A 19953-nucleotide genomic window follows, 5' to 3' on the forward strand; every position below is an offset into this window, starting at 1 on the left:
TTTCGCCGTCGGGCGCTGACCGGGTGTCGTGACGCAGGAGTCGGAGGCGGAGGAACCTTCATGACCACTGCCGTATCGGCGCCCTGGGAGCGAATTCCCGAATGGGTTGAGAGGCTTCGGGTAGCGCTTGAAGACGCCAATCTTCCCACGCTGCTGCTTGTCTTACAGCACCTCACCGGTGACGGAAAGTGGACCAGTCCGCCGTTCCGCCCTTTACGGAGAAAGCCGTTGGACGACAACGACTCCGGTGGATTCTCCCCGGAGATTCAGGCACAGGTGCGGGCGTCGGCGCTCGAGGCGGTGATCGCCTACTACGAAGGTCGCCTGGAACCCGCCACGCCTTCTCCGGACGAAGTGACGCGCATGCTCGGCTGCGCCATGGTGGAAGAAGTGCCCCTCGAGTACGGCGAACTGCTTTCGGAGGAAATGGATTTCATCTCACGGGACGTCGCGATCCCGGCCGAAGCAATCCCCAGCGGCTTTCGGGTCGCGATCATCGGAGCGGGCTTGTCCGGGATCTGCATGGCCATAAAGCTGGCAGCCGCTGGCGTCGACTTCGTCATCCTGGAGAAAGACGACGACCTGGGCGGCACTTGGCTGGAGAACGTCTACCCCGGTTGTGGTGTGGACACGCCGGGCCATCTCTACGCATTCTCGTTCGCACCAAACCCGGATATCACCACTTACTTCGCCAAGCGCGACGAGGTACAGGCCTACATCCAGCGCGTTGCGGCTGAGGCCGATGTCAAGCGGCACATCCGATTCAGCACGGAGGTGGTGCGTGCACACTTCGAAACCGCCGATGCCACATGGCAGATCGAAATCAAGAACCCTGACGGCGACACGGAGACGCTCGCGGCCAATGTGTTGGTCACTGCCGTAGGCATGGTGAACCGGCCCTCGATTCCACCCATCCCGGGGCTGGACGAGTTCCCCGGGCCGGTGATGCACACCGCGGCGTGGGACACCTCGGTCGACCTGACCGACAAGCGTGTCGCCGTGATCGGGAATGGTGCTAGTGCAATGCAAGTGGTGCCATCGATCGTCGACACGACGCGTCATGTGACCGTCTTTCAACGATCAAAGCAGTGGGCCATCCCACATCCCAACTACCATCGCTCGGTCAACGAGTCCGTCCGCTTCCTGATGAGCGAGGTGCCCTTCTACATCCAGTGGTATCGGCTCCGGTCGTTCTGGAACTTCAGTGACCGGCTGCACTCGGCGCTGCGGATCGATCCGGACTGGCCCCACCCGGAGCGAGCAGTCAACGAGGCCAACGATCGTCACCGGATATTTCTCACCAAGTACATCACCGAGCAGCTCGGCGATCGGACCGATCTAATCGACGCCTGCCTGCCGGACTACCCGCCCTACGGCAAGCGTCCGTTGATCGACAACCACTGGTACAAGACGATGTGCCGCGACGACGTCACGCTGGTCACCGAAGCGGTCGAGCGCCTCAACGGTGAAAACGTGGTGACGCACTCTGGAGTTGAAGTGCCGTCCGACGTTATCGTCTTGGCGACCGGATTCAAGGTGCTGCAGTTCCTCTGGCCCATGGACATCATCGGGAACTCCGGCGAGACATTGCGTGACCAATGGGGCGCCAACGATGCCCGGGCCTACCTCGGGGTGACGGTTCCGGATTTCCCGAACTTCTTCATCGTCAACGGCCCGAACACAAATGCCGGTCACGGCGGAAGTGCGATACACGCAACCGAGTTTCAGGTCCGCTACATCATGCAGGCGATTCGTCATCTGCTTGTCAACGAGGCCGCCACCGTCGAGGTGGACCGCGACGTGTTCGAACGCTACAACGAAGAGCTCGACGAGGCATTGTCACACTGCATCTGGTCGCACAAGGGGATGACGACCTACTACCGCAATGATGCCGGACGCATCGTTGTCACCGGCCCGTGGAAGTACATCGAATACTGGAACCGGATCAACGAATTCGACGCGAGCGACTATCACGAAGTGACAGCCTCCTCGGAGGCCGCCGAGCTGTTCGCGTAAACGTCGCCGCCGGCGAAGAGGATCGAAGGTCAATGGCCGCTGACACGGACACCATGTGCACCACCGGGCAGGAAGAGCAGGCGATCCGGGATGCGGTCGGTGGAATCGCCGGCTCGTATGGACCCGCCTACTACCAGCAGCAGGTCGATGACGGTGCTAATTGCGCGGAACTGTGGGAGGCGTTGGGCGACAAGGGATACCTCGGCGTGCATCTGCCCGAGAAATACGGTGGCGGGGGACTGGGGCGGCGCGAGCTGGCGATCGTTGTCCAGGAGACCGCGCTCGCCGGCTGTCCGTTGCAGGCGATGCTGTTTTCGGCGGGAGTCACCGGAACCATTTTGAGCCGCAGTGCCACCGAAGAGCAGAAGGCGCGATGGCTGCCTGGGGTGGCCAGGGGCGAAACGCGTTTGGCGTTCGCGATCACCGAGCCCGATTCGGGGGCAAACGCCCATCGGATCTCCACCGTGGCCAGCCGCAGGGGCGAGCACTACGTCATCAATGGCCAGAAGGTGTTCATCACCGGCATGGAGTCGGCGCAGTGGGTGATGGTCGTGGCCCGCACCGGTGTCGACGAACGCAGCGGACGTGGACGTCTGTCGGTCTTCATGGTCGAAGCCGATACCCCTGGCTTGTCGTGGACGCCAATCCGAACGGTGATGAACCAGCCGGACAAAAGCCATCAGGTTTTCTTCGACAGTGTCCAAGTTCCAGTCGAAAACCTAATCGGTCTCGAAAACAACGGGCTGGCAGTGGCTTTCACCGGACTCAACACCGAGCGAATCCTGACGAGTTCAATCTGCACGGGGATCGGGCACTATGCCCTGCGCAAAGCGGTTGCCTACGCCAACCAACGGCAGGTCTGGGATCAGCCGATCGGCGCGCATCAGGCGATTGCCCATCCGCTCGCCGCCGCGCACATCCACCTGCAAGCCGCGCAGTTGGTGGCCAACCGAGCCTGCGAACTCTACGACTCCGGGGCCGAGGTTGGTGAACTAGCTAACATGGCCAAATACCTCGGCGCCGCAGCCGGTTTGGAGGCGCTCGATGCAGCGGTCTCCGCGCACGGCGGCAACGGTGTGACCTATGAGTACCAGCTCGCACCCTACTTTTGGCTGATGCGCATGCTCAACATGGGGCCGGTCTCGAAGGAGATGATCCTGAACTTCGTCGCCGAGCATTCCCTCGGGTTGCCGCGCTCCTATTGATCGCCGGCTTGCGGTGCGCGGCGGCCGTTGGTTCGGCACGGTCGAAAGTGCCAGAAGGTCATCGACATTGAACCAGCCAAGGCCGTGACGACCCGCTGACGGTCGTGCATCGTGCCCGCGTCGGCATCGGGGCATGGGTCTAGCCGACGGCGATCCCATCGAACAGGATGGTGGTGAGCTCGACGGCCTGCGTGCGCGCGTCGCGAGCGCCGTGGCTGCCCAGGTGGCCATCGACAGCCATCATGAAGCCGAGCCCGATCACGATGCGGGCGAACATCTCTTCGTCGAAGTCCTTGTGTAACCAGTCGCCGATTGTGGCGCGCGTTAGCGTGGCAATGCCGGCGAACGCGGTCTCGATGTGTTCGCGGTAGAAGTGCCGACCGCGGTCCTGGTCGGCGAACAGGACGACCCCGAGTAACGGCGCGATCTCGCTCATCGCCCGCAACAGGTCCTCGAAGAAGGTCACGGTCCGCTCGCGCATCACCGCAGTCCCCGTGCCCTGAGGCTCGTCAGGCCAGGGGCGCTCGATGATGCTTCTGACCGCGTTGCTGATCGGTCCGGCGACTGCGGCCTCGAACAGCTCCTCCTTGCTCTCGAAGTGGCGGTAGAGCATCGCGTCGTTGACGCCGGCGCGAACGGCGATCGCCCGGACCTTGGTGCCTGCGTAGCCGGTGCGGGTGAACTCCTCCCGGGCGGCGTCGATGATCACTTCGCGTCTTTCCTCGGCGCGAAGCCGTGTCTTGGGGCCTGTCATTGCCCCAGTGTACGGAGTCGGCGCCGACTAGCTAAACAAGTGAGCGCCGACTACGCTTCCGAGAAGGGCTTAATCCAGTCGGAGGAGAGGTCGACATGTCCGAGCACCGCCCATTGGAAATCGCGGTTCCGGTTGGTTTCATGCGGTATTTGTCGCCAGCGAGCTTGTCGCAGGAGGCCGCGGCGCTGCACGCAAGCGGGCTGGTCGACTATGTCCAGACCTATGACCAGATCACGGGATGGCTGCCCCGGTCGTTGTGGAAGCCGGAGTATGTGCCTGCCGCGGCCTTTTTGCCGGATGGTGATTCGATCTACGACACGTTCGCACTGACGGCGGCGATGCTGGCGCACAACCCGGAGGCCGGGGTATGCATGAGCACGGACGCGATCCGGCGCGGTCCAGTCGAGCTCGCCCAGACGCTGCTCACGCTCGGCACGCTGACCAGCGGGAAGGTGATGGTGCAGATCGGCGGGGGCGAGGTCCGGCAAGTCAGCCCCGGCGGGTGGAAACGGTCGCAGGGGCTCTCGAGCCTGGAGGACCAGCTGCGGTCTTGGCGTGCTCTGTGGCAGGCGCACGAGCCGTTCTCGATGGAGGGCAACCGCTGGAACCTCGATGACTGCTATCTCGGAATGCAGCGTCCGGTCCGACAGCCGATCGTGTGGACGGTCGGAGGTGGTCCGCGGCTGATGGATCTGACCACCAGCTACGCCGACGGCGTCAATGTCGCGATTCCCGCCGTCCAGGCTTACCCGCAATCGCACGGCGAATGGATCCGCGGCGTCAAATCCCAACTCGCGGACAAGGGACGCGATCCCGACGACTTCGGGTTCGGAGGCTGGGCCGTGATCCTGTGTCACGAGGACGAGAGCGTGATCGACCGGGCGCTGGACAACCCTGTGGTCCGTTGGGAGGCGGCGATCTGGGGGCGGTTCAACAATGGCGACTGGGCCAAGGAGGGTATCGAGTCGGCGTTCCCGACGGATTGGCATTACGCGATGAAGTTCAGGCCGATGAAGATCTCGGCCTCGGAAGCGCAGGAGATCCTCGGCCGCACCAGCCGCCAGATGGCGGAGAAGTGCATGCTGCACGGAACGCCGGCGCAGATCGCCGAGCAGCTCAAGCCGTTCGTGGATCAGGGCGTGAACTGGTTCAGCCTGACCGACTTCCTGCCGATCATGCTCGACCCAGAGGACGCCGCGCGTAGTCACGAGCGAACGCTCCAAATCGCACGCATGCTCAAGGACTACGGCCAGCATCGTCATGTCGGCACTCGCAACACCGAAAGCGTGCCGGTCGGGGCCGCCCGATGATCGGACGACCGACGTACAACCGGGTTCAGACCTACGCCTCGGACATTGTTGATGTGGCCGCGGAGGACTATTGGCAGCTCGTCACCGATTGGCCTGCGATCCTCGACTGGATGCGTGAGGAAGGCCGGCCGGTCCCGCTCATCCGCGTCGAGCTCGAGGCGGGGCACGAGGTGGGACGCTTGCCATGCACGCGCAACTGTCACTTCGACACACGCCGGCTTCCGGTCGGCATCGCGGTACCCGAGTGTGTGCCCGAAACGCTCTTGCACTGCGATCCGGTCGCCCGGTTTCTCTACTACAACATGGAGGGCGAGGGACCGTTCGGGATGCGCAACTACCTCGCGACGACCGAGGTCGACGACCTCGGCGATAAGCGCGCGCGTGTGACATTCCGCGGCCGGTTCGATCTTCCCGCCGACGCTCCAGACGCGATCGTGAAGCCGTTCATCGAGCGCATCTACGACTCGATCATCCACGACATCGCGACGACGGTCGCCGCGCGAGCCGGAGTGGTGTGAGCTGCGCATGAACCCCGATCACGTCGGCGCAGCGACCGCGCTGCCCAGCGATGCGCCGATCGAGCCCAGGACCACCCGGCCTGTCAAACTCTGGGCTGTCATCGGTTGCCTGATGTGGATTCTGCAGGTGTTTGTGTTGGTGAAATGGCTGACTGGGCCATTCTTCGAGCAAGTTCCCTCGGGGCCTGTCGATCCCCCAACATCGATGAAGGTCGCGATCGTCGCATTTCTCGTTGTCGAGTGGACCTTGTTCGCGGTGTTCGGCTACCGATGGGTCATCAGACCCCTCGTTCGAGATCGGCGGTTGTCCTTCGACGGGATGATGTTTCTCTGCTGGTGCGGGTGGTACTGGTTTTGGGATCCGTTCGGCAACTACCTCAGCATCACCTACAGCTACAACGCGTGGGTGCCCAACGTGGGTTCGTGGACGAACGATATCCCCGGGTGGAATACGCCGGGATCGCCCGGCGCGCAGGTGCCCGAGCCGTGGCTGTTCACCGGGGGTCTTTACGGCACCGTGATCGTCGCGACATCGATGCTTGGGTGTGCCATCATGCGAGCCTTGCGACGGCGATACCCGCACCTGGGCGTGGTGGGGCTACTCATCACCACCTACGTGATATTCGTTGTGCTGGCAACACTTCTGGAACTCTTGTGGATGCGCGTTGGCTTCTACACCTACCTCGCCACGCCATCGGGTCTCCCTGTTTTCTTTCCAGACACCTACTACAAATATCCCTTCGTCGAGGGCATGTTCTTTTCCGGGATGCTGACGTCAATGGTCTATCTGCGTTGGTCGATCAACGACCGCGGTGAATCGGTCGCTGGACGCGGTATCACGACCATGCGGATCGCCAACGGGCCGAAATCAGGCATCCGGTTGATGTCCATCGTGGGATTCACCAACGTGATCGTGTTTCTCGTCTTCTACGTGCCGTATCTGCTCATCTGGAGTCCGCACCCGGAAAAGGTCCCACTCGACATCCAGCGCCGCTCCTACTTCATGAACGGGTTGTGCGGGCCGCAGACACATATCGCCTGCCCGGACAAGAACGTTCCGCTGTTGAGGGAAGGCTCCGTCACGATCACGCCCGATGGCAAACTCTACATCCCCGATGGTGTCCAGTTGCCCAGCGGACCAACCACTTTCGACGAAGCGCAGCGCCTATATGAAGAAGGGCGGCGATGATGGACCGCGACGTATTACTGGGATACGCGTGTTGGGCGATCGCGACAACACTGGGAGTCGTCATCGCGATCATCATCATCGCCAGCGTCGTAACGTGGACAACCGCCTGACGCAAGCCCTCGTCAGCTTCGGCGACGAGCGCTCGCGCGCGTTGCGCCACTCCTATTGATCGCCGGCTTGCGGCGCGACAACGCCTTCGGTAATCATCCAGTCGCGCAACACATCCGCCGTATCTGCCCCGATCGGGGGAGGCGGTGTCGGACGCCGCGGGACAGTTCTACTGAACCGCGGTGCGGGTGCCGGCTGAGTTATCCCGCCGACCTCGATGAAAGTGTCCCGGGCCGCCAGGTGGGGATGACCGGCGGCTTCGGTCAGTGACAACACGGGCGCCACGCAGGCGTCGGTGCCTTCGAACACTGTCACCCACTCGTCCTGAGTCCGCGCCGAGAATGCTTGTGCGATTGCCTCCCGCAACTGTGGCCACATCGACGCATCGTCGCGCCCGGCCAGGTCTTCTGGAATCCCAAGCAGCTGAGTGAATTCGGCGTAGAACTTGGACTCCAGGGCGCCGACGGCCATCCACCGGTCATCGGCGGTGCGGTAGGTGTCGTACCAGGGCGCGCCGGTGTCGAGGAAGTTGTGCCCCCGCTGATCGACCCACTGCCCGGCGGCCATCAGTCCGTGCAAGAGCGCGGTCAGCGAGCTCGCGCCGTCGACGATCGCCGCGTCGACGATCTGACCGCGCCCGGAGCGGCTGGCTTCCCACACCGCGGCGAGCACGCCGATGACGAGAAATGTTGAACCACCGCCGAAGTCACCGACCAGGTTCACCGGTGGGACCGGCGGTTGACCGGCGCGACCGATCGAGGCGAGCGCCCCGGTGATCGCGATGTACCCGATGTCGTGGCCGGTGGCCGATGCCAACGGGCCCGACTGACCCCAGCCGGTCATGCGCCCGTAGACCAGTCGTGGGTTGACGTTCCAGCAGTCGGCCGGGCCCAGCCCGAGGCGTTCGGTGACGCCCGGCCGGAATCCTTCGAGCAACACGTCGGCCTGGGCGGCCAGGGCCAATACGGTGCGCACCCCTTCGGGCTCGCGCAGGTCCACGACGATCGATCGGCGGTTGCGCCGCAACACATCCTGTTCGGGGGGAACCGAACTGGCGGCAGGACCGGGACGCTCGACCCGCACGACGTCGGCGCCCATATCGGCCAACAGCATTGCTGCATAAGGCCCGGGACCGATACCGGCGAGTTCAATGACCTTGAGCCCGTTGAGGGGGCCTGTGGTAGAGCTCTCCGTCACGACTTGGGCCGCCGGCCCAGCCGACGACGCCAGTCGTGCATCTCGACCAGCCGAAGTACGGCGCCAACGATCCGGGCCTTGCGCGATAAGTAAGGGTACCAATGTGTTTCGGTGGGCAGGCTGACCTTCTCGCTGACCACTGCTTGGGTGCGACAGTATTTCCGGATCCCGTCGGCCCCGCCCATCCGGTGGCCGAGGCCGGATGCCTTCCAGCCGCCCATCGGCAGTGGAAATTGGAATACGTGGATCATGGCGTTGTTGATGTTGACTCCGCCGGCTTCGATACGCCGGCTTACTCGTTCGGCGCGATCCTTGCTTGCCGTCCACACGCTGGCTCCCAGGCCGTACGTGGTGTCGTTGGCCATCGCGATGGCTTCCTCTTCGCTCGACACCTTCATGATCGGCAGCAGGGGCCCGAATGTCTCCTCGCGCATGCAAGCCATCGTGTGGTCGACGTCGACCAGCACGGTGGGTGGGTAGAACAAGCCTCGCTCTGCTCGTTTTCCACCGGTGAGCACCCGTGCCCCGCGGGCCACCGCATCGTTGACATGCCGCTCGACGATCTCCATCTGCGCTTCGTTGGCCAGCGCGCCGATATCGGCGGAGAAGCTGCCGGCGGCATCGTGGCCCTGGCGGAGCTTGTTGACCTGTTCGACCAGCCGAGTGGTGAATTCGTCGTATAGCGGTGCTTCTACGTGATCCGTTCGACGGCGACGCAGGACTGACCCGAGTTGAACAGTCCACCCCAAATCGCTCCGCGAACCGTCCGCGGCAGCGGGGCATCGGACAACACGATCATCGCGTCTTTGCCGCCGAGTTCGAGGCTGACCGGGATCAGTCGCTCGGCGCAGCGGATGCCGACTTGGCGGCCGGTCTTGGTGGATCCGGTGAACTGCACCATGTCGACGGCGTCCACAACCGCCCGGCCGGTTTCGCCTCGGCCGGTTACGCAGCCGAGCACGGGAGGAGCGCCAATCTCGCTCCAGCCCCGCACCACCTCGGCCCAGCCCAACGGCGTTTCCTCGGACGGCTTGGTGAGTACAGCCGCACCGGCCATCAATGCTTGTGGCACGTCGAGCATCGGCATGCCCAGCGGATAGTTCCACGGGGTGATTACGCCGACGAGTTCGTAAGGGCGGTAACGGATGTGGAGACCCTTCGTCGCCGAGGCGGGTTCGTACGGGCGACGAGTCTCGTCGGCCAGGAATTCTGCGCCATGCTTGGTGTAGTAGTTGATGACCTCCATGCACACCAGCAGTTCGATCTGCGCATCACCCCAGGATTTTCCGGCCTCGCGGTGAACCAGGCCGAGAATGCGGTCCTGGTTGTCGACGATCCAATCCAGCCAGCGCCGCAGATACGCCGCGCGGCCTTGCGGACCTAATGCCTCCCACGCCGGCTGTGCCGATCGGAGCTCGCCGGCCAGCCGCGCCACTTCGTCGGCCGGCACGTTGGGAACCACGCCGGCGATCGAGCCGTCGGCGGGGTTATGTACCTCGACCACCGCAGCTTCGGCAGGCTTTTTGGGCTGACTCTTCGGTGGGGTCTTCGCAGTAGTCAACGTCAGTCCTCTATACGAATCGCAGCAACGGGACACATCATTGCGGCTTCCTCAACCGCTTTGCGCCGATCCTCGCCGGGGTGGGCATCGAGTACCGTCACCCATTCCTTGTCGTCTTCGATTTCGAATACGTCTGGTGCGGCGATCGTGCACTCTCCGTGCAGTTCGCAGCGATCGTTGTCGACGATGACCTTCATTCGCGTCGGTCCCGGTGCTCAGGCGGGGGTGATGGTGACAGGCAGTTCGTATACGCCCCTCGAATAAGCATCGCGGATGTAGCTGATGTCCCCGGCGGGGGTGATGTCCTTGGTCCGCCGCAGCAGTTCTTCCATCAGGATCTTCATCTCCAGTCCCGCGACATGCTTGCCCAGGCACTGGTGCGGGCCGCGGCCGAAGCTGACATGTGGGTTCTTCTCGCGGGCCAGGTCGAAGTTGTTGGGATTATCGAACGCGCGCTCGTCGAAATTGCCGGCGGCGAACAGCATCAGCACGATATCGCCTTCTTTGATTTCTTGACCGTGTAATTCGTGATCGGCGGTGGCGGTCCGCACCAGATGTGTGAACGGGGTTGCGATGCGCACGATTTCCTGAATCGCGCTACCGGGGATGTCGTTGGCGCGTTCGCGCAGCCAGGCCATCTGTTGCGGGTTGCGCATCAACTCGTGCATGCCGTGGCTCAGTGCGGTGCGGTTGCTTTCGGCGGCTCCGGAGGCCAGCAACGCCACGTTGCCCATCAACTCGTCCTCGGAAATGACATCAGCCCCCGCCTGAACCAGCTGCGTGATCACGTCGTCGCCGGGTTCGTTGCGCTTGACCTCGCCCAGCTCGACCGCGTAGCCAAGCAGCGCGAAGATCGCCTGCATCACGTACTCGAAGGAGGGGGTGATGCGGGTATCGAATGGCGCGGCGAACGTGTCGACCCAGGCGAAGAACTTCTCCCGGTCGCCGCTGGGGACGCCCAATACGTCGCCGAGTGCCTCCATCGGCATCGCGTGACCGATGTCGGTGACGAAATTGAACGTGCCCTTTTCCAGGGCCGCGTCGACGATGTTGACGGCATACTCGCGGAACTTGTCCTCGAGTTTCTTGACCATCCCGGGCGTGAACGCCTTGCTCATCACCCCCCGCTGGGTGCGGTGCTTGGCGCCATCCATCGTCAGCATCGCCGGCTTGCCCCCGACCTTCGGGTCGAGCGGGGTCACCTTCCACATGTTGACCCCGCCGCGGTCGGCGGCGTAGAGCTCGGAATTACGGTCGACCGCCCAGATGTCGTCGTGGCGGCTGACGATCCAGGCGCGATCGATCAGCATCGGATCGTTGAATTCGTGCAAGTAGCAGGGTGCCTCATCGCGCAGATAGGCGTACTGCTCCAACGGCAGCCCGAACGTCGTTGGGTCGCCGTTGGCGTAAGTGTCGGCGTCCAGTACGCGGATGTCGGGTTTTGCCGTCGTCATCTATCGACTCCTCATCGAGAAACACAAGAGATCGGGGGCCCTCGGGCCGATCCGCCCCCTACGGATTATGAGTTAAGCAGTCGCAATTATGGTTGGTGGGTGTGGAGAGTGTCAAGCGTCATAGTCGCTCCGTAACGTGTCGGGGGTCATAGGCGAAAGGCCAGGTCAGCGGGATGGGCGCAGGCCGAACGTGGACGAGATGATGTCGCGCTGGATCTCGTTGGTTCCCGCGTAGATCGTGGGAGCGATGCTGAGTCTCAGGTGCCGCTCCATGTCGAATTCCGTGCTGTAGCCGTAGCCACCCATCATTTGAACACCTTCTAGCGCAACCTTTTTCGCCGTCTCGGTCACTTTCACCTTGGACATCGAGGTGGCGCGGACCCATTCCTCGGGTGCCCCGATCTGGTGTTCGATGTGGTGCACGGTCGCGTAGGTGAGCGCCCGTGCGGATTCGATCTCGATGGCCAGGTCGGCGATGCGATGCCGGAGAGCTTGGAACGACCCGATCGGGGCGCCGAACTGTTCGCGCTCGGCGACGTAGGCCAGCAGGTCGTCGAAGGCGCGTTGCGCCATGCCCAGGCCCTGTGCTGCGCAGACCATTCGTTCGCCGTTCAGGCCGGCCATGATCTGCTTCCACGCGTTGCCCTCGGTGCCCACGACCGCCGATTCGGGAACGAACACGTCGGTGAAAAACAGGTCGTTGACCTCGCTGCCGCCCATCGTCGAGATCGGGCGGATTTGCAGGCCTTCCGTGTCGGTTGGTACCTCCAGCAGCGTCAGGCCGTCATGCGGCTTGACACCGCGCGAGCTGCGCACCACTACCAGGATCGTGGTCGCGAATTGCGCGTCGGAGCACCACGTTTTTTGGCCCCGCACCCGCCAGCCGCCGTCGACCTTCTCGGCTTTACAGCTGACGCCCGCCGCGTCCGAGCCGGCGCCGGGTTCGGAAATGCTGATCGACATCACTTTGCCCGAGCAGATGGCGCCCAGCGCCGACACCTTCTGCTCCTCGGTGGCAAACCGCTTGTAGATGCCGGCGACGGTATGAGAGCTGCCCGCGCCGTGAACGGGCGCCAGGCCGCGCCAGAGTTGCTCGAACAAGATGACCTGCTCGGTCAATCCGCCGCCGCTGCCACCGTACTCTTCGGGTATCGAGACTCCGAGATAGCCTGTGTCCGCGAGCTTTTGGTAGAGACCCGGATGGTGCTGTTCGGCGCCGTTGTCGGGCAACGCATCCCGCTGCTCGCGAGTGCCGCATTCCTTGCGACAGAAGTCGCGCACGGCGACGCCGAAGTCCCGCTGCTCTTCGGTGAGTCCCACCGCGTCCATCTCAGCTCCTTCACAGAACGACCGCTCGCGTCAACGAAGGTTAGCGTAGTCCGGCACTTGTAGTCACAGTGGTTCGGTTCGCTTCGAATGGTAGGCGGGGGCTTTTGACCGGTCAACACCGCTATCATCAGGCCTTGCTAAGGCTTGAGCGGTTGAGGGGGTCGCTCCGGCCTAAGCGGTGTCGCGACCGAGTTGGGGTTCTCGGGGTGAGCAGTCGAGATAACGGTCGTTTACGATGGGTGAATAGCACTGATACAGTCGATTCCGGCTTGAGAAGGAGCGTTATGGGATATCCGCTGCCGCGCGAGACGGCGCTTCGAGGTCCATTCGCGCCGATGCGGTTCGAGGCGACCGTCGAGGAATGCATCGTCAGTCAGGGTGAGATCCCCAAAGACCTCGCCGGTGGCTACTACCGGGTGGGCCCCACCTGGAAGCGTCCGACCAAACAAGGCACCAACCCATTGCTGAGTATGGACGGAATGGTCCAGGCGATCACGTTCGAGAACGGGCGTGCGGACTTCCGCAACCGCTGGGTGCGGACCCCGAAGTACCTGCTGGAGGAGAAGCACCAACGCGGCATGTTCGCCTGGACGGACGGTGGCTTTCACGACTGGCGCGACTTCGCGTACGGCGACGTGGAACGAGACCGCGACAACGCGTACACGCCGCAGGGGACCAACAACATCAACGTGTTCCCGTTCGCGGGCCACATGGTGGTGTCGGGAGAGCAGGGCGGCGCCCCGATCGCCATCGACCCGATCACGTTGGAGACCAAGGGCATCGTCGACTGGTCACCTGCGCTGTCGCCGGGTTTGCACGAGCCGGTGGTGTTCGGCGATTGCTCCTTTGCCGCGCACCCGAAATGGGACCACGACACCGGTGTGCTGTACGGCTGGACCTACCGTGACGTCGCGCCGTTCGTCACCTTGCACACCGTTCATCCCGACGGCCGCGTCGACTCCCGTGAGATATGGGATGCGCCGTATAACACAGTGGCCCACGATATTTGGCTCACCCCGGAATGGATGGTGATGCCGTTCCAGCCCTTCACCGTGAGCAAGGAGCGTATCGGGAAGGGGCTCGGCATCTGGGGCTGGGAAACCGACTTGCCGATCACCCTGGCGCTGATTCCCCGCCATGACCACGAAGCCGAGATTCGCTGGATCACCACCGGATTGCCCGCGCAGTACGTGATGCACACGATGCAGGCCAACGTCCGCGACGGCAAGCTGCTCTTGGACGCACCGATCTTCAACAGGCCGCCGTTCCCATTCGAACAGGATTTCGCGGAAGGCGACGAGGTCGCATTGTTCTTCTCGATCGCCTCGAGCAGGCTGGGCCGCTGGACGGTCGACCTGGCCACCGGTGACACGAAGAGCGAACTGCTATCGGATCGGCCCAGCGAGCTTCCCAAGGTCGACGAGCGGTTCTTCGGCAAGGGTTACCGATGGGGCTATCAGGTTGGCGGCGTGGTGAAACGCAACGGGATGTCGATGAACAGCCTGGTGGTCACCGACATGGAGACTTTGTCGGACCGGGTGTACCAGATCCGCGACGGACAACCGGCCGCGGTGCTGGAGGCCAGCTTCGCGCCACGCCACAAAGACTCGCCGGAGGGCGATGGTTATGTGATCGTCCCGGTCTCGTGGTGGGCCGAGAAGCGCAGTGAGTACATGATTTTCGACACCGACGACATTACCCAGGGGCCCATCTGCACGATCGAGCTGCCATTTGCCTTCGGCTGGACTCCACACGGTCACTGGATGGACTTCCGGTAAGTGACCCTCGCGCAGACACGATCGGTTTTCACTCGGGAGCACGAGCAGTTCCGCGACGAGGTGCGCCGGTTCCTCGACGCCGACGTCGTGCCGGAATATTCGAGTTGGCTGGCTGACGGCAAGCCCTCGCGTCGGTTTTGGCACGGGGCGGCCAAAGCCGGCATCTTGGGGATCGGTGTCCCGGAGCAATTCGGCGGCCTGCCCGGGTCGGACTATCGGCACAGTGCCGTCGTCACCGAGGAGATTCAGGCCCGAGGCCTCGCCATCGGAGGCTTACGCGTACAGACGGATATCTGCCTGCCCTATCTGCTGCACCACGGCTCCGACGAACAGCGCGCCAGATGGCTGCCCCGAATGGCGTCCGGTGACGTTGTCGTCGCGCTCGGACTCTCCGAACCCGGAGCCGGCTCCGACCTCAAGGCGATGTCGACCCGGGCCCGCCGGTCCGGCGATCACTACGTAGTGAACGGCGCCAAGACGTTCATCTCCAATGGCGCGGCTGCCGACCTGGTAATTCTGGCGGTCAAAACCGATCCGGACGCGGGTCGGCGCGGGATCAGCCTGCTGCTCGTGGACACCTCCACGCCCGGCTTCGCGCGCGGCCGCAAGCTGGACAAGCTGGGCCTTCGTGCGCAGGACCTAGCTGAGATCTCGTTCGCCGACATGCAGGTCCCGGTCGAGAACCTCCTTGGAACCGAGAACGACGGGTTCACCTATCTGACGTCCAACCTCGCCCAGGAGCGGTTGTCGATCGCGGTGAATTCACAGGCCGCGGCCAGCGCGGCGCTGTCCTGGGCAGTCGAGGATCACCAGCACACCGCCGGGGCGAGCCAGGACGTCAAGTTCACGCTGGCCCAGTGCGCGGCCGAGGTGGCGGCTGGCCAAGCCCTGATCGACCAGGCACTGTCGCGTCATGTCGAGGGGCGGCTCAGTGGCAGCGATGCCGCGATCGCCAAGCTGTACTGCACCGAGTTGCAAGGCCGGGTGGTGGATCGTTGCCTGGCGATCGCTGATCCGTCCACCGCGCTGCGCGGTGACTCCCGGTTGGGCAACGCCTATCTCGACGGCCGGGTGAGCCGGATTTACGGTGGATCCAGCGAAATCATGAAGGTAATCATCGGCCAGAGTCTTGGCCTGTGAGAGGCTGAAAGCGTGACGCCCGACGAAAAGATCCTGGCTGCCGCCGAGAAACTGTTCTTTGAACGCAGTTTCGACGGTGTCGGCGTCGACGAGATCGGCAAGGTTGCCGGCACCACCGGGTCGGCGATCTATCGCCACTTTCCCAGCAAAGATGCGATCCTGGCGGCCCTTTTCGACAAGACGCTCGACACGATTCTGGTGCGCCTCGGGGAGCCCGACGACGATCCCATCGCCGAGCTGAACAAACTGGTGCGTGCGTTTGTGGGGCTGGCGAAAAGTCACGAGCGATTGGTCTCGATTTGGCTGCGCGATCAGCGCTCGCTTGCCGAGCGCTATCGCCGGGAACACGACCGCAGGCACCGCCGCATCAATCAGCGGTGGATCGATTGTCTGAAGCGGTGTTTTCCCGATCGTTCGACTGACGAGATCACCACTGCCACACGAGGTGTGCAGTTGCTGTTGCTGTCCGAAGCGCTGCGGCCGCCCGGCGGACGACGTGCCAAGCAAGCGGAGGAGCTGCTGGCACAGATGGCATTGGCGTCGATCGGCGCGTTGGAGTTGGAAGCCGCCGCTAAGCGCTGACGAATTCCACCAGGGCGGATTCGAATACGTCCGGTGCCTCGAGCATTGGGTAATGCCCGCAGTCGGGGATTTCTACGAGGGCGGCGTTCTTCAGCTGCTTCTGCAGCCAGCGGGCCCCCTTCGCCGAGTGCACGGGGTCGTTGGTTCCGATGACCTGCAACACGGGTTGCTCCACCCGCGGGATGTCGGCCAGCAGATCGGTCGTCAGCAACGATCGGTAACAGGCCACCGCGGCCCAGGAGGGCATCCGAAGCGAGCAGCGGACCAGCCAATCGACCGTTCGCGGATCCGGCTCGTGCGCGAATGCCGAGGCGATCGTGCGATATCGGGCGCCCACGCGGTTGGCGTGCTCGTCGGCGACCATCCCTGCCAGTAGCGGCTCGGGCGGGCCGCCGAAGGGAAAGTCTTCGCTTCGGCTGGCGCGAACGCCGTTGGACCCCACCAGCACCAGCTCGGTGATCAGTTCGGGCGCGGTCGCCGCGGCACGAAATGCCACCTGCCCGCCGAACGAGTGGCCAACCAGCGTCGCGGTGCCGACGCCGAGTCGTTGCAGCGTGATGACGAGATCAGCTGCGAGCCGGTCGATGTCGTAACCTCCCAGTGGATTGTCGGACAGCCCGTGACCGCGTTGGTCCACGCATAGGACACGAAAGCCTCGTTCGGTGAGCACCCGCACCTGGCGATCCCACAGCTCGTGGTCGAGGCCGAAGCCCGAAATCAGCACCACGGCAGGCCCATCGCCCAGATCCTGAACGTGAACCCGTACCCCGTTGTCGGCGTCGACAAATGCCACTTTAGGTATCACCTCCGATCATGTAGATTTACGGCCATATTTATGAGCTTATCGATCTTAATAATACGGGGGAAGGCCTGATGAGCACCAGCCTCGAAACGTTGTCCGTTGCCTCCGGGAGTGACGGCGTCTGCGAGATATCGCTGGCTCGCCCAAAGCTGTTGAATCGGTTCGACAATCAGGCCCAGTTCGAATTGGCCGGAGTGCTCGAAGATCTCGCGAAAGACGAAGGTGTCCGCGCTGTCGTGTTGGGCTCAACCGGAAAAGCATTCTCCGCCGGGGGAGACTTCGACTTGATGCAGGCGGCCCACGACGACGCCGATGCACGACGCGAAACCGTGGACGCCGGGCTGCGACTGGTGCGGTCCTTTATCGATCTGCCTCAGCCCATCATTGCGGCGGTGCAGGGGCCGGCGATCGGACTGGGCGCAACCGTGGCGCTGATGTGCGACGTCGTGGTGGCGGCGCGCAACGCCAAGCTGGCCGACACCCACGTGAAGGTCGGGCTTGTTGCCGGCGACGGAGGTTGTCTGGTGTGGCCGCAGGCGGCCGGGATGCTACGAGCCCGACGTCACCTACTTACCGGTGATGCACTCGACGCCGCCACCGCCTACCAGCTTGGTATGTGACCGACCTGGTCGATCAGCCCGACGAGGCGTTGCCGTGTGCCCGCGAAATCGCAAGGCGCATAGCTGATCTAGCACCGATGGCGGTTCAGGGCACCAAGCGCGCGCTGAATCATGTGACGTCGCTGCGGGGTGCGGAAGTGGTCGAGTTGGCGTTCGAGCTCGAAGAGCACACCCTGACGAGCGACGACCTGGTCGAAGGTATTGCCGCCTTCAAGGAAGGCCGCGCCGCCAACTTCGTCGGCCGCTGACTTCTTGACAATTCGACTCCTTGAATCTAATGCTGATTCAACGAGCGCTCTGCCCGCCACCACCGCAAAGGATGTCAGCCATGAAGCGTCGCACTTCGCTGGTAGCCGCAACTGCCGCCGTCTGGGGCGTCGCGGGGACGCTGGCACCGCCGGTACACGCCAAGCCTGCGCCCGAGGTGGAGTACGTGTACAACGTCTCGGTGCGCCGGCATTACAACTTTCCCAATAACGACGCGATCGGCTACGGCTACGGGATCTGCAACAAGGTCACCGCCGGCGAGGGCTACCCGCAACTGATGGGTGACGTGAATAACGACGTCACACCCAACGACGAGTTCGCGGCGAACTACCTCGTCTCGTATGCGGTCGACAACTTGTGTCCCGCACAGATCCCGCAGCTGCGGAACTCGGCGCAGGGCTATCGCCCGCCGCCCGGTCAAGAGTATTTCGGTAGTCCCGGCGCGGAATAGCGGCCGTCCGACGCCGTCGTGCCTAAGGCATGGTGGAGCCGCCGCTGACCGAGATGATCTGGCCGGTCACCTGTCGAGCCGCCGTCGGCGAACAGAACCACGCGGTGGCCCGGCCGACATCCTCGGCGGTGGTCAGACGGCCAGCGGGGTGCCCTTGACCATGTAGTCGATTTGGTCCTGGTTGAACAGTTCGTCTTCGCCGGCCCACAGACTCGATTCGCCGACCGCCTCGGGGCTCTCGGGAATCACCAGGCCGGGGCAGATGGCGTTGGACCGGATGCCATGCCGGCCGTGTTCGCGCGCCACGGTGCGCGCCAAGGCTAGTAGCGCGGCCTTGGACGTCCCGTACACGCCGGTACGGATCTGGCCGAACGCCGCGTCGCTGGAGATGAACGCGATCGCGCCGCCGCCGGCGTCTTTCATCGGGCCGATCGCGGCCTGGGTGGCGGCGACGGCGGTATAGAGGTTCACCTCGATGGTGCGCTGCCATTGATCGCGGTCGGTCTCGGTGGCGATGAATCCCTGTCCGCTCCACCCCGCGTTGTTCACCAGGACATCGATGCCACCCCAGTTGTCCAGAGCGGCGCCGATCGCGGTTTCGGCTCCGCCGGGGGCCGTCAGGTCGGCAATCGCGACTTCCACGGCGCCCGCGCCCTTGGCTTTGGCTTCGTCGCGAACCCGCTCCGCCTGTGACTTGTCGATGTCGCTGATGACGACGCGAGCACCTTCTTCGGCGAACACATGGACGATCCCGCGCCCGATGTTCGATGCGCCTCCGGTGACCACCACACGTGCGCCAGCTAGGCCAAGGTCCATGGTCTGCTCCCTGTCGTCGGCGGTTGTTGCGACTGCCATGTTAGTTTAACGTAGATTAGAAATCGTGATTATTTGGTTGGATGTGGAGGATTTAGTGCATGGTTGAGTCGCTGCTCGACCAGCGGGTCGCCGTCGTCACCGGCGCAGGTCAGGGAATCGGACGCGAGATCGCGCAATCACTTGCCGAACACGGCGCCCGGGTGGTGCTCGCCGACATCGACGCCGAACTCGTCGACAAGGCGGCCACCGAGATCGGCGGGATTGGCGTCACGTGCGACATCACCTCCGAGGAGCAAGTACACGACCTCGTCGGGGCCGCCGTCGGCAATTTCGGCCGTCTGGATGTGTTCGTCAACAATGCCGGCATCACCCGCGATGCTTCCTTGAAGAAGATGACGGTTTCGGATTTCGACGCCGTCATGGCTGTGCACCTGCGCGGCACCTGGTTGGGCGTGCGCGAGGCGTCAGCGGTTATGCGCGAACAGAAGTCGGGCAGCATCATCAACATGTCCTCCCTGTCGGGCAATCCGGGGCAGACGAACTACAGCGCGGCCAAGGCAGGCATCGTCGGACTGGCCAAGGCCGCGGCGAAGGAAGTTGCGCACCACAACGTGCGAGTCAACGCGATTCAGCCCGGCCTGATCCGCACCCCGATGACGGCGGCGATGCCACCCGCGGTCTTTGCCGAGCGCGAGGCCGCCATCCCGATGAAGCGGGCAGGTGAACCCGCGGAGGTCGCCGGCGCGGTGGTCTTTTTGGCATCGGATCTCTCCAGATATGTGACGGGCGCGGTCATCGAAGTCGGCGGGGGTCGAAATATATGACGCTGCTGTGGATGCCGCCGACGGCATTGGGG

18 protein-coding genes and 2 pseudogenes are annotated in these 19953 nt (G+C 63.6%); 12 read left to right on the plus strand and 8 right to left on the minus strand.

The features are described from left to right. Positions 1 to 60: 60 nt before the first annotated feature. Positions 61 to 2016 carry a flavin-containing monooxygenase gene (locus G6N54_RS28600; protein ID WP_163794088.1) on the plus strand — a complete coding sequence of 652 codons (1956 nt, stop codon included), beginning with the start codon at positions 61 to 63 and terminating at the stop codon, positions 2014 to 2016. Positions 2017 to 2048: 32 nt separating this feature from the next. Further along, positions 2049 to 3221, plus strand: coding sequence for an acyl-CoA dehydrogenase family protein (locus G6N54_RS28605; RefSeq protein WP_163794091.1), 1173 nt, complete (start codon positions 2049 to 2051; stop codon positions 3219 to 3221). 139 nt (positions 3222 to 3360) lie between these two features. Here G6N54_RS28605 and G6N54_RS28610 read toward each other — a convergent pair whose 3' ends face one another. Then, complete coding sequence (locus G6N54_RS28610; RefSeq protein ID WP_163794093.1) at positions 3361 to 3975, minus strand: TetR/AcrR family transcriptional regulator; 615 nt, start codon at positions 3973 to 3975, stop codon at positions 3361 to 3363. Positions 3976 to 4070: 95 nt separating this feature from the next. Here G6N54_RS28610 and G6N54_RS28615 point away from each other — a divergent pair, with 95 nt between their 5' ends. Genes G6N54_RS28615 through G6N54_RS28625 form a run of 3 tightly spaced genes read left to right on the plus strand, consistent with a single transcriptional unit; the run spans position 4071 to position 6992 of the window. After that, a complete protein-coding gene (locus G6N54_RS28615; RefSeq protein ID WP_163794095.1) occupies positions 4071 to 5285 on the plus strand; it encodes an LLM class flavin-dependent oxidoreductase in 1215 nt (404 codons plus the stop codon). After that, positions 5282 to 5803 (plus strand): SRPBCC family protein, encoded by a 522-nt coding sequence (locus tag G6N54_RS28620; RefSeq protein ID WP_163794098.1) that lies wholly within the window; start codon positions 5282 to 5284, stop codon positions 5801 to 5803. Before G6N54_RS28615 ends, G6N54_RS28620 begins: the two co-directional genes overlap by 4 nt. A 7-nt stretch (positions 5804 to 5810) precedes the next feature. Continuing rightward, positions 5811 to 6992, plus strand: coding sequence for a spirocyclase AveC family protein (locus G6N54_RS28625; RefSeq protein WP_163794100.1), 1182 nt, complete (start codon positions 5811 to 5813; stop codon positions 6990 to 6992). Between the two features lie 162 nt (positions 6993 to 7154). Here G6N54_RS28625 and G6N54_RS30885 read toward each other — a convergent pair whose 3' ends face one another. From G6N54_RS30885 to G6N54_RS28650, 5 genes and pseudogenes are all read right to left on the minus strand, one after another. Beyond that, positions 7155 to 8297, minus strand: coding sequence for a CaiB/BaiF CoA transferase family protein (locus G6N54_RS30885; RefSeq protein ID WP_163794102.1), 1143 nt, complete (start codon positions 8295 to 8297; stop codon positions 7155 to 7157). After that, positions 8294 to 9858 (minus strand): annotated as a pseudogene (locus tag G6N54_RS30890) (aldehyde dehydrogenase family protein). Before G6N54_RS30890 ends, G6N54_RS30885 begins: the two are co-directional and overlap by 4 nt. Positions 9859 to 9860: 2 nt before the next feature. Next, positions 9861 to 10055, minus strand: coding sequence for a ferredoxin (locus G6N54_RS28640; RefSeq protein WP_163794105.1), 195 nt, complete (start codon positions 10053 to 10055; stop codon positions 9861 to 9863). A gap of 18 nt (positions 10056 to 10073) precedes the next feature. After that, the gene (locus G6N54_RS28645; protein WP_163794107.1) at positions 10074 to 11312 is read right to left on the minus strand and encodes a cytochrome P450; all 1239 of its coding nucleotides are present in this window, start codon (positions 11310 to 11312) and stop codon (positions 10074 to 10076) included. Between the two features lie 165 nt (positions 11313 to 11477). Further along, positions 11478 to 12641 (minus strand): acyl-CoA dehydrogenase family protein, encoded by a 1164-nt coding sequence (locus G6N54_RS28650; protein WP_163794108.1) that lies wholly within the window; start codon positions 12639 to 12641, stop codon positions 11478 to 11480. 284 nt (positions 12642 to 12925) lie between these two features. Here G6N54_RS28650 and G6N54_RS28655 point away from each other — a divergent pair, with 284 nt between their 5' ends. From G6N54_RS28655 to G6N54_RS28665, 3 genes are read left to right on the plus strand one after another with little or no spacing between them, the layout of a single operon-like run. After that, a complete protein-coding gene (locus G6N54_RS28655; RefSeq protein WP_170313079.1) occupies positions 12926 to 14419 on the plus strand; it encodes a carotenoid oxygenase family protein in 1494 nt (497 codons plus the stop codon). Continuing rightward, on the plus strand, positions 14420 to 15559 hold the full coding sequence (locus G6N54_RS28660) for an acyl-CoA dehydrogenase family protein (protein ID WP_163794110.1): 1140 nt from the start codon (positions 14420 to 14422) through the stop codon (positions 15557 to 15559). A gap of 12 nt (positions 15560 to 15571) precedes the next feature. Then, on the plus strand, positions 15572 to 16141 hold the full coding sequence (locus tag G6N54_RS28665; RefSeq protein WP_163794112.1) for a TetR/AcrR family transcriptional regulator: 570 nt from the start codon (positions 15572 to 15574) through the stop codon (positions 16139 to 16141). Here the strand turns inward: G6N54_RS28665 and G6N54_RS28670 are convergent. Then, complete coding sequence (locus G6N54_RS28670; protein WP_163794115.1) at positions 16131 to 16934, minus strand: alpha/beta fold hydrolase; 804 nt, start codon at positions 16932 to 16934, stop codon at positions 16131 to 16133. The two genes, G6N54_RS28665 and G6N54_RS28670, sit on opposite strands and share 11 nt — an antisense overlap. Positions 16935 to 17014: 80 nt before the next feature. Between G6N54_RS28670 and G6N54_RS28675 the strand changes: the two genes are divergently transcribed. The 3 genes from G6N54_RS28675 to G6N54_RS28680 all read left to right on the plus strand — a co-directional run bounded on the left by G6N54_RS28675 (position 17015) and on the right by G6N54_RS28680 (position 18281). Then, positions 17015 to 17563, plus strand: coding sequence for an enoyl-CoA hydratase/isomerase family protein (locus G6N54_RS28675; RefSeq protein ID WP_264078294.1), 549 nt, complete (start codon positions 17015 to 17017; stop codon positions 17561 to 17563). After that, positions 17560 to 17811 (plus strand): enoyl-CoA hydratase/isomerase family protein, encoded by a 252-nt coding sequence (locus G6N54_RS31220; protein ID WP_264078293.1) that lies wholly within the window; start codon positions 17560 to 17562, stop codon positions 17809 to 17811. The genes G6N54_RS28675 and G6N54_RS31220 overlap by 4 nt, the downstream gene beginning before the upstream one ends. Positions 17812 to 17891: 80 nt before the next feature. Beyond that, complete coding sequence (locus G6N54_RS28680; protein ID WP_232073127.1) at positions 17892 to 18281, plus strand: DUF732 domain-containing protein; 390 nt, start codon at positions 17892 to 17894, stop codon at positions 18279 to 18281. Between the two features lie 22 nt (positions 18282 to 18303). Here the strand turns inward: G6N54_RS28680 and G6N54_RS28685 are convergent. Further along, positions 18304 to 19097: pseudogene (locus tag G6N54_RS28685) on the minus strand (SDR family NAD(P)-dependent oxidoreductase). A gap of 98 nt (positions 19098 to 19195) precedes the next feature. Here G6N54_RS28685 and fabG point away from each other — a divergent pair. After that, positions 19196 to 19921: a 3-oxoacyl-ACP reductase FabG gene (fabG, locus tag G6N54_RS28690; RefSeq protein WP_163794119.1), complete on the plus strand. Its 726-nt coding sequence runs from the start codon at positions 19196 to 19198 to the stop codon at positions 19919 to 19921. Positions 19922 to 19953 lie beyond the last annotated feature (32 nt).

The organism is Mycobacterium stomatepiae (assembly GCF_010731715.1).
Lineage (GTDB): Bacteria > Actinomycetota > Actinomycetes > Mycobacteriales > Mycobacteriaceae > Mycobacterium > Mycobacterium stomatepiae.

Bases quoted from the DNA above. Each gene is read 5' to 3' on its own strand.
- G6N54_RS28600 (WP_163794088.1), top strand. From the start codon at position 61: ATGACCACTGCCGTATCGGCGCCCTGGGAGCGAATTCCCGAATGGGTT.
- G6N54_RS28605 (WP_163794091.1), top strand. From the start codon at position 2,049: ATGGCCGCTGACACGGACACCATGTGCACCACCGGGCAGGAAGAGCAG.
- G6N54_RS28610 (WP_163794093.1), bottom strand. From the start codon at position 3,975: ATGACAGGCCCCAAGACACGGCTTCGCGCCGAGGAAAGACGCGAAGTG.
- G6N54_RS28615 (WP_163794095.1), top strand. From the start codon at position 4,071: ATGTCCGAGCACCGCCCATTGGAAATCGCGGTTCCGGTTGGTTTCATG.
- G6N54_RS28620 (WP_163794098.1), top strand. From the start codon at position 5,282: ATGATCGGACGACCGACGTACAACCGGGTTCAGACCTACGCCTCGGAC.
- G6N54_RS28625 (WP_163794100.1), top strand. From the start codon at position 5,811: ATGAACCCCGATCACGTCGGCGCAGCGACCGCGCTGCCCAGCGATGCG.
- G6N54_RS28640 (WP_163794105.1), bottom strand. From the start codon at position 10,055: ATGAAGGTCATCGTCGACAACGATCGCTGCGAACTGCACGGAGAGTGC.
- G6N54_RS28645 (WP_163794107.1), bottom strand. From the start codon at position 11,312: ATGACGACGGCAAAACCCGACATCCGCGTACTGGACGCCGACACTTAC.
- G6N54_RS28650 (WP_163794108.1), bottom strand. From the start codon at position 12,641: ATGGACGCGGTGGGACTCACCGAAGAGCAGCGGGACTTCGGCGTCGCC.
- G6N54_RS28655 (WP_170313079.1), top strand. From the start codon at position 12,926: ATGGGATATCCGCTGCCGCGCGAGACGGCGCTTCGAGGTCCATTCGCG.
- G6N54_RS28675 (WP_264078294.1), top strand. From the start codon at position 17,015: ATGAGCACCAGCCTCGAAACGTTGTCCGTTGCCTCCGGGAGTGACGGC.
- G6N54_RS28680 (WP_232073127.1), top strand. From the start codon at position 17,892: ATGAAGCGTCGCACTTCGCTGGTAGCCGCAACTGCCGCCGTCTGGGGC.
- fabG (WP_163794119.1), top strand. From the start codon at position 19,196: ATGGTTGAGTCGCTGCTCGACCAGCGGGTCGCCGTCGTCACCGGCGCA.